The following is a 14,773-nucleotide window of genomic DNA, read 5'->3' as shown; positions in this document are numbered from 1 at the left end:
GCCCCAGGATAGGGCATTTTCTCATGTTGGAACTGGTCGGGAAATGCGCGGACGTGATTGGTTTTGCGAAATTCTTGGGTCGCAATTGTGATCTGGATTTGATCTAAATCAATGGCGGACGGGAAGGTGCGGAGCATAGTTTCGCCACTTTTCGATCCCTTGGCGAGCCGTTCGTTGAAGGGGGCCCGTCGCACCGCTTCTGGCCGCCGGGCGTCACCAGGATCGGGAGCAAGGGGGGACCGCGCGGCGGCCGGGGTCGGACGGGTCCAGAGACAGACTTACCGCGATCGCTTCATACAGCGGACCATCATAGACCGACGGCGGGCCTTTTGGCCAAACGGAACCGTCGGTCGCGATCGAGCAAATGGGCAGGGGCATGGTGCGTCCTGTCCCTCTAGAGGTCGATACAGGAGGCGGCATTGACGCAGGCGACCATAGCGCGCGGCGCGCGGGCGGATACCGAGCCCTACGTCGAGGGCGTGATCAAGAAGTTCGTCATCGCAGCGGTTCTGTGGGGCGTGGTTGGATTTATCGCCGGCGACGTCATCGCCTGGCAGCTGGCGTTCCCGTCGCTGAACATGGACCTGGAATGGACCAGTTTCGGTCGCTTGCGTCCCCTTCACACCTCCGCGGTGGTTTTCGCCTTCGGTGGCAACGTCCTGCTTGGCACGTCGCTCTATGTTGTCCAGCGAACCTCGCGCGCCAGCCTGTATGGCGGCGCCGCGCTTGGCAATATCATCTTCTGGGGCTACCAGCTGTTCATCGTCATGGCCGCTCTCGGCTATGTGCTGGGCGTCACCCAGGGCAAGGAATATGCCGAGCCCGAATGGTTCGTCGACCTGTTCCTGACCGTGGTCTGGGTGCTTTATCTGGCGGCTTTCCTCGGCACCCTTCTCAAGCGCCGCGAGCCCCATATCTATGTCGCCAACTGGTTCTTCCTGGCGATGATCATCACCATCGCCCTGCTGCACCTGGGCAACAACATGGCCATTCCCGTCGCCCTGATGGGCGGCGACTCGTGGGTCAAAAGCTACGGCTTCTATTCGGGCGTCCAGGACGCCATGACCCAATGGTGGTATGGGCATAACGCCGTCGGCTTCTTCCTGACCGCCGGTTTCCTCGGCATCATGTATTATTTCGTGCCCAAGCAGGCGCAGCGCCCGGTCTATTCCTACCGGTTGTCGATCGTGCACTTCTGGGCGCTGATCTTCCTTTATATCTGGGCCGGTCCCCATCACCTGCATTACACCGCCCTGCCCGATTGGGCGCAGACGGTGGGCATGGTGTTCTCGGTGATGTTGTGGATGCCCTCCTGGGGAGGGATGATCAACGGCCTGATGACGCTGTCGGGGGCCTGGGACAAGCTGCGCACCGATCCGGTCTTGCGCTTCCTGGTGGTCTCCGTCGGCTTCTATGGCATGTCGACCTTCGAAGGGCCGATGATGTCGATCAAGGCCGTCAACTCGCTGTCCCACTACACCGATTGGACCATCGGCCACGTGCATTCCGGGGCCCTGGGCTGGGTGGCCTTCGTGTCCTTCGGCGCGCTCTATTACCTGGTTCCGGCCCTGTGGAAGCGCCGCTCGCTGTATTCCCTGAAACTCGTCAGCCTGCACTTCTGGATCGCTACCCTGGGCATTGTGCTCTACATCACCTCGATGTGGGTCTCGGGCATCATGCAGGGCCTGATGTGGCGCGCTTACGACGAGTTGGGGTTCTTGCAGTACTCGTTCATCGAATCCGTGGCCGCCATGCATCCCTATTACATCATCCGGGCGACCGGCGGGGTGCTGTTCGTCATCGGCTCGGTGGTGATGGTCTACAACATGTATCGCACCATCAAGGGTGACATCCGCGAGGACGCGCCCCAGGCGGCCTATCTCGGGTCCGCCGCCGGTGTCCGACGGTAAGGGGGGGCGGGACAATGAGTCTGCTCAAGCATCACGCCAAGATCGAAACCAACGCCCTGTTCCTCACCGTGGGGATTTTCCTCACGGTGATCATCGGCGGCATCGTCGAGATCGTGCCGCTGTTCACGATCGAAAGCACCATCGAGAAGGTGGAGGGCGTGCGTCCCTACACCCCGCTCGAACTGGCCGGACGCAACATCTACGTCCGCGAAGGCTGCTACAACTGCCATAGCCAGATGGTGCGGCCGTTCCGCGACGAGATGGAGCGCTACGGCCATTACTCGCTCGCGGCCGAAAGCATGTACGACCATCCCTTCCAGTGGGCGTCCAAGCGCACCGGGCCCGATCTGGCCCGGGTGGGCGGCAAGTATTCCAACGACTGGCATCGCCGCCATCTGATCAATCCCCGCGACGTGGTTCCCGAATCGATCATGCCGGGCTATCCGCATCTGCTGCGCGACGCACTCGCCTTCCCCGACGCGGCGGCGCATATGAAAACCCTCGAGCTGGTGGGCGTGCCCTATTCGAAGATCGACGGCGCCTATGACAACGCCGTGGCCGATTTCGAAGCCCAGGCCAATCCCGACGCCGATCACACCGCCCTTCTCGCCCGCTATCCCAAGGCGGTGGTCGGTGATTTCGACGGTCAGCCGGGGACGATCACCGAAATGGACGCCCTGATCGCCTATCTTCAGGTTCTTGGCACCATGGTGGACTTCACCCAGTTCGATCCGGCCAAAGCCAACGCGATCCGCTGATCGTGGCAAGACCGCACCAGCGATCGTTTGAAGGGTCGCGCGAAGTATCAGGAGAAGGGAGCCGTCATGGCTATGCTTGAACACCTAGCCGATGCTCTGCGGCATCTGTGGGGTCTATGGCTGATGCTGATCTTCGCGGGGATCATTTTCTGGGCCTTCCGGCCGCGGAATAAGGATCGCTTTGAGAAATATGGCGCAATCCCCTTGCGGGACGACCAAGACGAGGAGCGAAACAATGGCGGGCATTCCTGAAAAGGACGCCATTTCCGGCCAGTCCACCACTGGCCACGAGTGGGATGGAATCACCGAGCTCAATACTCCCCTGCCGGCGTGGTGGGTGTGGGTGTTCTATGCGACGATCGTTTGGGCGTTGGCCTATGTGGTGGTCTATCCGGCCATCCCGCTGGGCGCCAGCGCGACCCCGGGTCTGTTCGGCTGGCACAGCCGCACGGAGCTGCAAAAGGACATGAATCAGGCCTATCAGGCCTTTCATGCCGATAAGGTCGCGCGGATCGAAAGCATGGATGTCGATGCCATCATCGCCGATGATCCCTTGCGTCAATACGCGACGCGGGCCGGCGAGGTGATCTTCAAGGAAAACTGCGCCCCCTGCCATCAGTCCGGCGGAGCGGGCAACTACGGTTATCCGACGCTGGCCGACGACGAATGGCTGTGGGGCGGCACCGCCGATGCCATCTACACCACCGTTCGCCACGGCATCCGCGACACCAACACCTTCGACGACACCCGCTTCAACGAAATGCCGTCCTTCGCCGAACTGCCCGAAGAAGACCTGAACGCCTTGGCCGACTATGTGGTCGCGGCGTCGGCCGGGTCGCTTCCCGCCGGCCATGGTCAGCAGCTGTTTGAAGAGAACTGCGCCGTCTGCCACGCCTCGGAAAGCAGCGGGCCGGTGCCCGATGGCAATCAGGCGATGGGCGCTCCGGCGCTCAACAACCAGATCTGGCTTTACAAGGGCGACAAGGAGTCGATCCTCGCCCAGTTGCGCGCCCCCAAACAGGGCATGATGCCGGGCTGGGCCAATCGCCTGAAGGATAGCGATATCAAATCGGCGACCGTCTACGTCCACAGCCTGGGCGGTGGCCAGTAAGGCGGTCTTCCCGCTCTTGGCGATCCCGATAAAAAAACCGCCCGGTTCCTTGCGAAGGAGCCGGGCGGTTTTTCGTGGAGGCGGGGCGGGGGCGGAGGGTTAGGCCACGGCGCCCGGAGTATCCGCCAAGGGAGCGGCGGCCGGGGCGTGATCGTCGGCCACTCCGGCCGCCAGCCGGGCCTTATGCAGGCTGGCGCGTTCGCGCAAGGAGTCGCTGCGCAGCTGACCGCAGGCGGCCAGGATGTCGCGGCCGCGCGGCATGCGGATCGGCGCCGTGTAGCCGGCCTCGAACAAGATGTTGGCGAAGCGCTCGATATGGCGGATCGGCGGGCATTCGAAGCCCGAGCCCGGCCAGGGATTGAAGGGGATCAGGTTGAACTTGCAGGGAACCCCCTCGACCAGCTTGATCAGGGCGCGGGCGTCGGCTTCGGAATCGTTCACGCCCTTGAGCATGACGTATTCAAAGGTGATGCGCCGGGCGTTGCTGGCGCCCGGATACTCGCGGCAGGCCGCCATCAACTCGGCCAGCGGATATTTGCGGTTGATCGGCATGATCTCGTCGCGGATCTCGTCGCGCGCCGCATGCAGGCTGACCGCCAGATTGACGCCCAGCTCGGCGCCGCAGCGCCGGATCATCGGCACCACCCCCGAGGTCGAAAGCGTGATCCGCCGCCGCGAGACGGCGATCCCCTCGTTATCAAGCAGGATGCCGATCGCCTTGGCGACGTTGTCGTAGTTGTAGAGCGGTTCGCCCATGCCCATCAGCACGATGTTGGACAGTTGGCGCGACTCGTCGGTCGGCGACGGCCATTCGCCATAGGCGTCGCGCGCGGCCATGAACTGGCCGACGATCTCGTGGGCGGTCAGGTTGCGGACCAGCAACTGGGTGCCCGTATGACAGAACCGGCAGGTCAGCGTGCAGCCGACCTGCGAGGACACACAGAGAGCGCCCCGATCGTCTTCAGGAATATAAACGGTTTCGGCCTCGTTTCCGTCAGGGAACCGAAGTAGCCACTTACGCGTTCCATCCTCGGAGCGCTGTTCTCGAACAACGTGCGGGCGGGCGACCACGCAGGTTTCCGCCAGCTTCGCCCGCAAGGGCGTTCCAAGGGTGGTCATGGCCGAAAAGTCGGTTTCGCCGCGGTGGTAGACCCAGTGCCAGAGCTGCTTTGCTCTGAAGGGTTTTTCGCCCATATCGCGTAGAAGGGCGGCAATCTCTTCTCTTGAGAGGCCGACAAGGTTCACCGGCGCGGGGTTTTGCGGTATAGACATGCGTCGCTCTGTATCCGTTAAGGGACTTGATATAGGTCCGTTCGTTCTGCCGGAAAAGGTTTTTCCGGTCCTGTCCTGGGGTTCTCCCAATGCTTCCACCCGGTGTAAGGGCATTTTTTGCAATGAATCGATCGATCAGGCAAAAAACAGCGCTTTCTTTGCTCCGGGACCTGGAGGAGTTGGAAGTGCGGACTTAATTACCAAGACATTCGTCGGGATTGCCGCAGTTTCCCAGAATTTAAACCGCCAACAGTGGTGATGGAGGAGTTTTGAATCATGATGCATAAGGTGCTGATCAGCGTTGCCGCCGCCGGGCTACTTACTGCCTGCGCCGACGTATGGAACTACGAGGAAGTGGCTACGCAGAGCAATGCGGGCACCGCCTTCGACGCCGCGCTCCAGAAAGATTACGTCGCTCTGGCCGCTCACGAAGCGAACTATGGCGATTGGGACGATACCGCCTATTACACCAACAAGGCGAAGCTGGCCGCCGCCGGCCAGACCCCTGCCCCCACGGCGATGGCCGAGCGTGAGCTGGGCTCTTACACCGGCGAGCTGACCGCCGCCCGTTCGGCCCTGGTGACCGCCCTGGGCGCCGGCGCCCCGTCGTCCAATCCGACCGTCGCCGCCAAGGCGCAGACCAGCTTTGATTGCTGGGCCGAGGAAGCCGAAGAGGATCGCCAGCCCGAGCATATCCGCGAGTGCAAGCAGAACTTCGAGATCGCCATGAACGCCCTTGGCGGCGCTCCGGCCCCGGCCGTGGTTTCCGAAGGCTTCAAGGTGTTCTTCGCCCTTGATAGCGCCCGCCTGTCGCCCGAATCCGAGGCCACCCTTGATCGCGTGTCGCAGGCCTTCTTGTCCGGCTCGCCCGCGTCCGTGATGGTCGTTGGCTATGCCGACACCTCGGGCCCGGCCGACTATAACATCTTGTTGTCGCAGCGTCGCGCCGAAGCCGTCGCCCGCGGTCTGGCCCAGCGCGGTATCGCTTCCGAGGTTCTGACCCTCGAGGCTTACGGCGAAGAGCGTTTGGCCGTCCCCACCGCCGATGGTGTGGTCGAGCAGCAGAACCGTCGTGTCGAAGTGGTCTTCGGCGGCTAAGGCTCCGCGTTTTCCTTCACCGGTGGTTTATGAATCAGCGGCGCGTCTCCCCCAAAGGAGGCGCGCCGTTTTCAATTCGAGCAAATTCCGAGCCCCCTGGGCTTCACCGCCCTATGGGGCCGGCTGGATTGCCGGCGGACAGGGGCCGTTGGCGACGGCGGCGACCCACGACAGGATGACCCGGCCGACGGCCGCATCCGTATTGGCGACCGGCCGCGCCATCCCGCTTTCGAAGCCGCTGACCGGGGCGTCGGCGAAGCTGGCGTAATACAGCGTATCGGGTCCGCCGGCATCGCGGCCCAGCACCCCGGGCATGAACTCCAGCCTTGGGCGCAGCGGTTCGGAATCTTCTCCCGCCGGTCCATAGACGATGGCGAAGCCGCCGGGCAGATCATAAAGACTGTCGACGCGGCGGGCCCGGCTGCCGTTATAGCAAACCGCCTGATCGGCCATCTGACCAAGCACGGCCGCGCCTCCGGCGCCGGCGGGCGGGCCGGCATCGGCTGATGCCGACACGGTGGACCCGGGGCCGATGCCGCCCGTCATCGGGTCTCCTGCGGGGGCTCCCGGGGTCATGCCTTCGATGCCCATCGCCGTTCCGCCGGTCGGCGGCGGCGCTTGGCCTTCTCCCGCCGGGGCCGAGATCGGCGGAGCGACCAGCTTGCGCGCCAGGGTCATCTTGCCCTCGGTCGGGTGATCGACCACGGTCTTTTCCTTCATCGCCGTCACCTTGGTGACCGGCGGGGCGTCGCGGACGGCGGCCGGCTTGGGCGGCTCGGGCGTCAGGCTGGAGAAATCGACGAAATCGCGGACCAGCCAGCCGCCGCCGCCCAGAAGCACGGCGATCGCCACGAAGATCAGGCACCCCTTCAACTCGCGGCTCGCCCCTTCCTTAACCACCGGCTGTGGCCGCGTCCGTCGGCGCACGGGGCGAAAGGTCGGATCGGAAAGTGGCAGGGGATTGCGTGGGCGCGTGGGGATGCCTTCACCCGGCGCAATCGGCGAGGCGCCGCTTTCGGGGCGGGGCGGGGTCGGACCCTGCCGTTCCTCGGCCTGGGGATCGGCCCCTTCCTGCGTCTGATCGTCGGCGGGCTCGTCAAAGGCGAAGCCGCGCGGCGGCGGGGCCGTCCCGGCCGGATCGCCCCGGCTTGGCCCATCGCCCGCGCCCGGTGGCGGGGTCGATCCAGAGGCGGGGCGAGCGGCGCCCGCCCCCCGTGGGCCGGCCTCGCGTCCCGCCGGGGGCCGTTCGGTGGGTGGCGTTGGGCGCGGCGGCCGCCGCGGGCCGCTGTCGGCCGGGCTCATCGAGAAAAGCCGGACAGAACGGTTCGATCGGGACGTCGGGTCCTTGCGGCGGCGTTATCGGGGCGGGGCGGGCGAAGGACCGGCCGCTGATAGGATTTGGTCATTTCTGGTATTCCCACTGCGCATGGCGGCGATCGCTTTTTTGCGAAGTATGGCTGGGACGTCTTGAAACACAAGACGGCAACAGGGCCACCCCCGCTTGCCCAGGGGGCTCGACTATGGTCGAGAACAGTCCGGTCCGCCCTTGTGTCCGGCCGCTCCGGGAGTCTATATCCGACCCTGACAATTATCATTGTCAGGTCCCGCCTCGGAACTTAAGAGGCATTATAAAACGTCCGTCACCGGTGGCGGTTGCCGACCCCGGATTTCCGGCAGTTCGGCCCGCGGTCGACTCGGAAACAGGACCTGCGGCATAGCGACCCAATCGACGCTTCGCTTAAGGGGCCCTTCGGGGTTATCCTACGGGAAGCGCCGGTTTTTTATCGCCTTGCCGGCAAAATGCGAACGATTCCAAGAAAGGCTGGCGTCACTATGGCTGTAGCAAACGAAGGACCGGGTTCCCAAGCGGGTCAAAGCCGCACCGCCCAGGCCATCAAGCCGATCCCCGGTGGAAATTCCCTTTACGAGAGTTATCAAAAGGTCCATCCGCGCCGGATCAGCGGCACCTATCGCTCGATCAAATGGTGGATGATGGGCCTGCTGCTGACCATCTTCTGGGTCGGCCCCTGGCTGCGCTGGGATCGTGGACCAAGCGTGTCCGATCAGGCCATCTTCATCGACATGCCCGGGCGCCGGGCCTATTTCTTCTTTATCGAGATCTGGCCCCAAGAGGTTTATTACCTGACGGGCCTGCTGATCATCGCCGCCGTCGGCCTGTTCTTCGCCACCGCTCTGCTCGGGCGGGTATGGTGTGGCTTCGCCTGCTTCCAGACGGTTTTCACCGATCTGTTCGTCGCCGTCGAACGGCTGCTCGAAGGCGATCGCAACAGCCGCATCAAGCGCGACAGTTCGCCGATGACCGTCGATACCCTGATGCGCAAGACCCTGAAAACCGTCATTTGGGTTCTGATCTCGCTGGCCGTGGGCATCGGCTTCATCCTGTATTTCTATCCCGCGCCCTGGCCGGCCATCGTCGATATCGTCACCTTCAATGCCGGGGCCGCCGCCTATGGCACGCTGGCGGTGGTTGGCGGCGGCTGCCTGATCATGGCCGGTTACGCCCGCGAGCAGGTCTGCATGTACATGTGCCCCTATGCCCGCTTCCAGTCGGCGATGGTCGATGAGGACTCGATGATCGTCACCTATGAGAAGTGGCGGGGCGAGCCGCGGGGCAAATACAGCCGCGACGCCGATTTTTCCCAGCGCGGCGATTGCGTTGACTGCGGCCTCTGCGTTCAGGTCTGCCCGACCGGCGTCGATATCCGCGAAGGCACGCAATTGGGCTGCATCGGCTGTGGATTGTGCGTTGACGCCTGTAATTCGGTGATGACCCGCTTCGGTCTGCCGCCCAATCTGATCGCCTATGATTCGATCACCAATCAGAACGCCCGGGCCGAGGGCAGTTCGCGGCGCATCCGTCTGATCCGTCCGCGCACCCTGGTCTATTCGGCTTTGCTGCTGGTGGTCATCGGGGCGATGGCGGCCAGTCTGGCGACCCGCTCGCGGCTTGACATCAGCGTTCTTCACGAGCGCAGCCCGCTGTTCGTCACCATGTCCGACGGATCGGTGCGCAACGGCTATACCTTCAAGGTCCTCAATATGGAGCGCATCGACAACGCCTTCTCGTTGACGACCACCGGCATCGCCGGGGCGACGATCGAGATCGTCGGGGTGACCAAGGGTCCGGTGACCGAAGCCAATCTGCCGGTCGCCGGTGACAAGGTCGGCACCTTCCGCCTCTATGTCTCGGCTCCCCGGGCTTCGCTTCCCGCTCCGACCAATGATATCAGCTTCGTGCTGATCAATTCCGCCACCGGGCAAACCCAGACCTATAAATCGCTGTTCGCCGGTCCCCGGTGATCGGCTAGTCTCGGGCCGCTTTCCCTGCGATCTGGAAGCGGCCCAAGGTCGTCCGGGATCGCCCGGAATGTTTGGGCGAGGGCCGGCCGGCCCGATGCCCAAGGGGGCCCCAAGCAAGGGCCCTTCAACAAGAAGAACCTGTGAGGCGCTATGTCCATGGCTAAAGCCCGTCCGCGGGGGTGGTGGTACCCTTACATCTTCGTCGGCGCCTTCGGCGTCGTTCTGGCGGTCAATCTGACCTTGCTGTATTTCGCCACCAGCACCTTCAACGGTCTGGTGACGACCACCGCCTTCGAAGAGGGCGTGGCCTATAACCGCGAAATCGCCGCCGCCCGCGCCCAGGAGACCCTGGGGTGGACGGCCAAGGCGGCCCTGGAGCCCAGGGCCGGCGGGGTGGAGGGCTCTTGGCCCGCCGATCTCGTCGTCAGCTTGACCTCGGCCGAAAACCAGCCGCTGCTGCGCGATCTGGCCGTGACCGCCCAGATCCGCCGACCGACCCAGGCCGGGTTCGATCAGGCGCTGACCCTGACGGCGGGGACGGACGGGCGCTGGCATGCGCCGCTGGTCCTGCCCTTCGCCGGGCAATGGGAGGTGCGGGTGGTGGCGACGCGCGGTCAGGCGGTGTTCCGCATGCGCGATCGTTTCGTTCTTACCCCGTAAGGGACCGGTGATGGACGGACTCTCCGAGACACGGCCGGCGGACTCGGCGGACGGGGGGACGGCGTGCAGGCACTGCGGCTTGCCCGTTCCGGCCAACGGTCCGGCGGGAGCGGAGTTTTGCTGCGTCGGCTGCCGGGGCGCCTATGGGCTGATCCGCGACAGCGGGCTTGACCAGTATTACCAACGGCGCTGTCTTGATCCCGATACGCCGCCGCCCCGTCCCGAGGATCTGGGACCCATCGATTTTTCCGCCCATATCCTGCGTCAGCCGACGGCGGATGGCGGCGAGGAGGCGGTTCTCCATTTGATGGTCGAGGGCATCCACTGCGCCGCTTGCGTCTGGCTGATCGAAACCCTGTTGGGGCGCCAGCCCGGCGTATCCCAGGCCCGGCTCAATATGACCACCCGGCGTCTCACCTTGCGCTTTCGTCCGGCCAAAGGGGAAACCGCCGCCGATCTTGGCGCCAATACCCTGCTCGCCCCGGTGGCGCGCGTCGGCTATCGGCTGGTGCCCTATGATCCGGCGCTGCTTGATCAGGAAACCCGGCGCACCGAGAAAGCCCTGGTTCAGGCGATGGCGGTGGCCGGTTTCGCCAGCGCCAATGTCATGCTGCTGTCGGTTTCGGTCTGGGCCGGGGTCGATATGGGGCCGCGAACCCGCGACCTCATGCACTGGATTTCGGCACTGATCGCCGTTCCCGCCGTGATCTACGCCGTGCGCCCCTTCGCCCATTCCGCCTTCGCCGCGCTGCGCGCCGGCCGGGCGAGCATGGATATGCCCATTACCCTGGCCGTCACCCTGGCCACCGGCGTCAGCCTGTGGGAAACCGCCAATGGCGGCGCCCACGCCTATTTCGACGCGGCGGTAACGCTGCTGTTCTTCCTGTTGATCGGCCGCTTTCTTGATCACCGGGCGCGTGGCCGCGCCCGCTCGACGGCCGAGCACCTGCTGGCCCTGGGCGCCACCGCCGTCACCGTGCTGCGCGACGACGGAACATTGGAGCATCGCCCGCCCCGGCAGGTGACCCCGGGGGCGACCGTGCTGGTGGCCACGGGCGAGCGCATCGGCGTTGATGGCACGGTCAGCCAGGGCTGCTCCGATGTCGATACCAGCCTGCTGACCGGCGAGACCCTGCCCGAGCCGGTGCATCCGGGCAGCGCGGTCTTCGCCGGCACCCTCAATCTGACCGGACCGCTGCGCCTGAGCGCCGGCGCGGTTGGCGAGGGAACGCTGCTGGCCGAGATCGTGCGCATGATGGAGGTCGCCGAACAGGGGCGGGCGCGCTATGTGGCGATCGCCGACCGGGTGGCGCGCGCCTATGTTCCCGTCGTCCACGCCCTGGCTTTGGCCAGTTTCCTCGGCTGGCTCACGCTGATGGGCGCGCCCTGGCAGCAAGCCCTGATGGTGGCGGCGGCCGTGTTGATCGTGACCTGTCCCTGCGCCCTGGCCCTGGCGGTGCCGGTGGTTCAGGTGGTGGCGACCGGCCGGCTGTTGCGCCAGGGCATTCTGGTGAAATCGCCCACCGCCCTGGAACGTCTGACCGGCGTCGACCACGTGGTTTTCGACAAGACCGGAACCCTGACCCTGGGGCGCCCCGATCTGCGGCCGGCCGATCCGGCGCGCGCCGATGCCTGGAGCGCCGAGGATCTCGCCGCCGCCGCCCAACTGGCCGCTGCCAGCCACCATCCCCTGGCCCGCGCCCTGGCTTTGGCCGCGCCCGAGGCCAAGCCCGCCGCCCTGGCCCGCGAATGGCCGGGGCAGGGCATGAGCCTGCCTTTGGCCGAGGGCGAGGCGCGACTGGGACGCGCCGTCTTCTGCGGCCTTGAGGACACCCCGGCCGAGGATGGCGGCGGGCCGGAGCTGTGGTTCACCCGTCCGGGCCATGCGCCGGTGCGCTTTGGCTTTATCGACCGGCCGCGCCCAGACGCGGCCGAGGTGGTGGCGGCGTTGCGCGCCCAGGGCATCGGCGTGGAATTGCTGTCGGGGGACCGGCCGGCGGTGGCCGCCGCCCTCGCCGCGCGGATCGGGCTGAACGACTGGCGGGCGGGTTGCTCCCCCGCCGACAAGGTGGCGCGGTTGGCCGAACTGGCGGCGGCGGGCAAGACCGTGCTGATGGTCGGCGACGGCCTGAACGACGCCCCGGCCCTGGCGGCCGCCCATGTCTCGCTGTCGCCGGCCTCGGCGGTGGATGTGACGCAGACCGCCGCCGATGTGGTTTTCCAGGGCGAGCGTCTGACCCCGGTGATCGAGGCGCTGGGCGTCGCCCGCCGCGCCGACCGGCTGGTCCGCCAGAATTTCGTCTTGTCCTTCGCCTATAATATCGTGACGGTGCCTTTGGCGATCTGTGGTCTGGTAACGCCGCTGATCGCCGCGGTGGCGATGAGCAGTTCCTCGGTGGTCGTTATCCTCAACGCCCTGCGCCTGTCGCGTCGCCGTTAATCAATTGACTATGGACAAGGGAGGCGTCGATGGAAGCCTTGCTCTATCTGATTCCGATCGCCCTGTTCCTTGGCGCGACCGGACTTGCCGCTTTTGTCTGGGCCTTGCGCAGCGGACAGTTCGAAGACCTTGACGGCGCCGCCCATCGCATCTTGTTTGACGACGACGACCCGCTCCCCGATCCGGCCAAAGGCGCCGGGGAGGCGGAGGAGCCGGTGAAGACTGCCAAAAAAAACGGCAAATAGCACTGGTATCCAGGATCGCCAGACCTTAAAATTGAGGTTTGACCTGGATCAAAATCAGATGCGGTCCAATCAAGAAAGCAGACAAAACCAAAGAGCGGGCCGTCCTTATCTTTCCTAAGGGCCGAAGCCCGATCAGACAGGGATCGGAGAGACCGTGACGTTGACCAACCATGGTGCCGCCACCGCCGTTTTCTCCGGCCGCCCCTTCGACAAGCGCGGGCGGGAGGGATGTGCGCGCGACACGCGGACCGATCCCCTCGATCCTTGTCTTCAGTGCACCCTGGGCGATCTCGCCTTTTGCAATCCCCTGCCGCCCGACGAGTTGGAACGGCTGATGGCGATCCAAAGCAGCGTGCGGTTCGCCCCGCCCGAAACCCTGTTCAACGAGGGCGATCCGGCGCTTTATCTACTGTCGCCGGTTTCGGGCACCGTGAAGACCTACAAGCTGATGGCCGATGGCCGCCGCCAGATCACCGGATTTTTCTTCCGCGGCGATCTGTTCGGCTTTTCGGCCAATGGGGCTTACGGCTATACGGCCGAGGCGGTGACGCCGGTGACGCTGTGCCGTTTTCCCTTGGTCAAGCTCGAGCAGCTTTTCCCGGGCGCCCCGGTGCTGGCGCGCTCGGTTCTTCAGCGGACCCTGGCCAAACTGGCCAATTTCCACGAACAGATGTTGCTGCTTGGTCGCAAGAGCGCGCCCGAGAAGCTGGCCTCCTTCCTGCTCTCGCTCTCGATGCGGGCCCAGGAGCGCGGCGATCCGGCCAGCCCGGTGCTGATCCCGATGGGGCGGGCCGATGTGGCCGATTATCTGGGGCTGACCATCGAAACGGTCAGCCGGACGCTGAGCAAGTTCCGCGTTCAGGGGCTGGTCGAACTGCCCAATCCCAGCACGATCACCCTGTGCGACCGCGGCGCCCTGCGCGCCATCGCCGACGGTCTTTGACGCGAGGAGGGCCGCCGCCGCGCCCTTGGCGGGTGCGGCGATAGATCTTCCCCTTCCGCACGCCGCGCGCTACAAGACTTCCGCCGGGCCGGCGTCTCCTGGAGGGGATCGCCGTTCCCCGCCCGGCCATCGGGTCCATTTTTGACCGCAAGGGAGGGCCTTCCCCATGAGTGTCGTCCAGCCTGCCGGCCGACGTCTGACCGTTCGCGACATCGCCAGTCGCAAATCCCCCGCCGCCGAGCCGGTGGTCTGCCTTACCGCCTATACGGCGCCGATGGCCCGTCTGCTCGACCCCCATGTCGACCTGCTGCTGGTTGGCGATTCCCTTGGCATGGTCATCTATGGCTTGCCGACCACCCATGGCGTGACCGTCGAGATGATGATCGCCCATGGTCAGGCCGTGGTGCGGGGCTCGTCCCATGCCCTGGTGGTGGTCGATATGCCCTTTGGTAGCTATCAGGAAAGCCCGGCCCAGGCCTTCCGCAACGCCGCGCGCATCCTCAGCGAGACCGGCGCCGCCGCCGTCAAGCTTGAAGGCGGCCGCGAGATGGCCGAAACCGTCGCCTTCCTGGTGCAGCGCGGCGTGCCGGTGATGGGCCATGTCGGTCTCAAGCCGCAGATGGTCCATGCGATGGGCGGGTTCCGCGCCCAGGGCCGCGACGAGGCCGAGGCCGAGGCGGTGGTCGCCGAAACCCGGGCCATCGCCGAGGCCGGGGCCTTCTCGATCGTCGTCGAAGGCACCTTTGAGCAGGTGGCGGCGCGGGCGACTCGCGAGGTTTCCGTGCCGACGATCGGCATCGGCGCCTCGGCCGATTGCGATGGCCAGGTTCTGGTGATCGACGACGCGCTCGGTTTGTTCACCGATTTCACCCCCAAATTCGTCAAGCGCTATGCCGATCTGGCGAGCACGGTTTCGGCGGCCGCCGAAGCCTATGCCGCCGATGTCAGGGCCCGGCGCTTTCCCGCCCCCGAGCATTGCTTTGGCATCCGCAAGGTCGGCTGAGTTCAGGAAGCC

General features: G+C 65.2%; 13 protein-coding genes. 11 read left to right on the top strand and 2 right to left on the bottom strand.

Translation table 11 applies throughout. The annotated features are described in order from the left end of the window. Positions 1-419 precede the first annotated feature (419 nt). The 4 genes from ccoN (at position 420) to ccoP (ending at position 3,779) form a co-directional block, all read left to right on the top strand. Entirely contained in the window at positions 420-1,910 is a 1,491-nt protein-coding gene (ccoN, locus tag RRU_RS17235) for a cytochrome-c oxidase, cbb3-type subunit I (RefSeq protein ID WP_011391079.1), read from the top strand. Positions 1,911-1,924: 14 nt separating this feature from the next. Further along, positions 1,925-2,668: a cytochrome-c oxidase, cbb3-type subunit II gene (ccoO, locus tag RRU_RS17230; protein ID WP_011391078.1), complete on the top strand. Its 744-nt coding sequence runs from the start codon at positions 1,925-1,927 to the stop codon at positions 2,666-2,668. A 66-nt stretch (positions 2,669-2,734) separates the two neighbouring features. Then, positions 2,735-2,920, top strand: coding sequence for a cbb3-type cytochrome c oxidase subunit 3 (locus tag RRU_RS17225; RefSeq protein WP_148265484.1), 186 nt, complete (start codon positions 2,735-2,737; stop codon positions 2,918-2,920). Beyond that, entirely contained in the window at positions 2,904-3,779 is an 876-nt protein-coding gene (gene ccoP, locus RRU_RS17220; RefSeq protein ID WP_011391077.1) for a cytochrome-c oxidase, cbb3-type subunit III, read from the top strand. Before RRU_RS17225 ends, ccoP begins: the two co-directional genes overlap by 17 nt. Before the next feature lie 99 nt (positions 3,780-3,878). On the opposite strand, the gene rlmN is transcribed toward ccoP, so the two are convergent. Beyond that, positions 3,879-5,165 (bottom strand): 23S rRNA (adenine(2503)-C(2))-methyltransferase RlmN, encoded by a 1,287-nt coding sequence (gene rlmN / locus RRU_RS17215; protein WP_011391076.1) that lies wholly within the window; start codon positions 5,163-5,165, stop codon positions 3,879-3,881. Between the two features lie 162 nt (positions 5,166-5,327). Here rlmN and RRU_RS17210 point away from each other — a divergent pair, with 162 nt between their 5' ends. Continuing rightward, entirely contained in the window at positions 5,328-6,149 is an 822-nt protein-coding gene (locus RRU_RS17210) for an OmpA family protein (protein ID WP_011391075.1), read from the top strand. 111 nt (positions 6,150-6,260) lie between these two features. Here the strand turns inward: RRU_RS17210 and RRU_RS17205 are convergent, their stop codons facing one another. Next, positions 6,261-7,451, bottom strand: coding sequence for a hypothetical protein (locus tag RRU_RS17205; RefSeq protein ID WP_011391074.1), 1,191 nt, complete (start codon positions 7,449-7,451; stop codon positions 6,261-6,263). A 531-nt stretch (positions 7,452-7,982) separates the two neighbouring features. On the opposite strand from RRU_RS17205, the gene ccoG reads away from it, so the two are divergent. The 6 genes from ccoG to panB all read left to right on the top strand — a co-directional run bounded on the left by ccoG (position 7,983) and on the right by panB (position 14,761). Next, positions 7,983-9,470, top strand: a complete 1,488-nt coding sequence (gene ccoG / locus RRU_RS17200; RefSeq protein ID WP_014626568.1) for a cytochrome c oxidase accessory protein CcoG — start codon at positions 7,983-7,985, stop codon at positions 9,468-9,470. A gap of 156 nt (positions 9,471-9,626) precedes the next feature. After that, positions 9,627-10,130 (top strand): FixH family protein, encoded by a 504-nt coding sequence (locus tag RRU_RS17195; protein ID WP_237703792.1) that lies wholly within the window; start codon positions 9,627-9,629, stop codon positions 10,128-10,130. 10 nt (positions 10,131-10,140) lie between these two features. Continuing rightward, positions 10,141-12,570 (top strand): heavy metal translocating P-type ATPase, encoded by a 2,430-nt coding sequence (locus RRU_RS17190; RefSeq protein ID WP_011391071.1) that lies wholly within the window; start codon positions 10,141-10,143, stop codon positions 12,568-12,570. 29 nt (positions 12,571-12,599) lie between these two features. Beyond that, positions 12,600-12,815, top strand: a complete 216-nt coding sequence (ccoS, locus tag RRU_RS17185) for a cbb3-type cytochrome oxidase assembly protein CcoS (protein ID WP_011391070.1) — start codon at positions 12,600-12,602, stop codon at positions 12,813-12,815. A 154-nt stretch (positions 12,816-12,969) separates the two neighbouring features. Continuing rightward, positions 12,970-13,758, top strand: coding sequence for a Crp/Fnr family transcriptional regulator (locus RRU_RS17180; protein WP_011391069.1), 789 nt, complete (start codon positions 12,970-12,972; stop codon positions 13,756-13,758). A gap of 166 nt (positions 13,759-13,924) precedes the next feature. Then, positions 13,925-14,761, top strand: a complete 837-nt coding sequence (panB, locus tag RRU_RS17175) for a 3-methyl-2-oxobutanoate hydroxymethyltransferase (RefSeq protein ID WP_011391068.1) — start codon at positions 13,925-13,927, stop codon at positions 14,759-14,761. Positions 14,762-14,773 lie beyond the last annotated feature (12 nt).

The sequence above is a fragment of the Rhodospirillum rubrum ATCC 11170 genome, assembly GCF_000013085.1.
Taxonomy (GTDB): domain Bacteria; phylum Pseudomonadota; class Alphaproteobacteria; order Rhodospirillales; family Rhodospirillaceae; genus Rhodospirillum; species Rhodospirillum rubrum.
The sequence above is the reverse complement of the archived record's forward strand: the minus strand, read 5'-3'. Positions and strand labels throughout refer to the sequence as shown.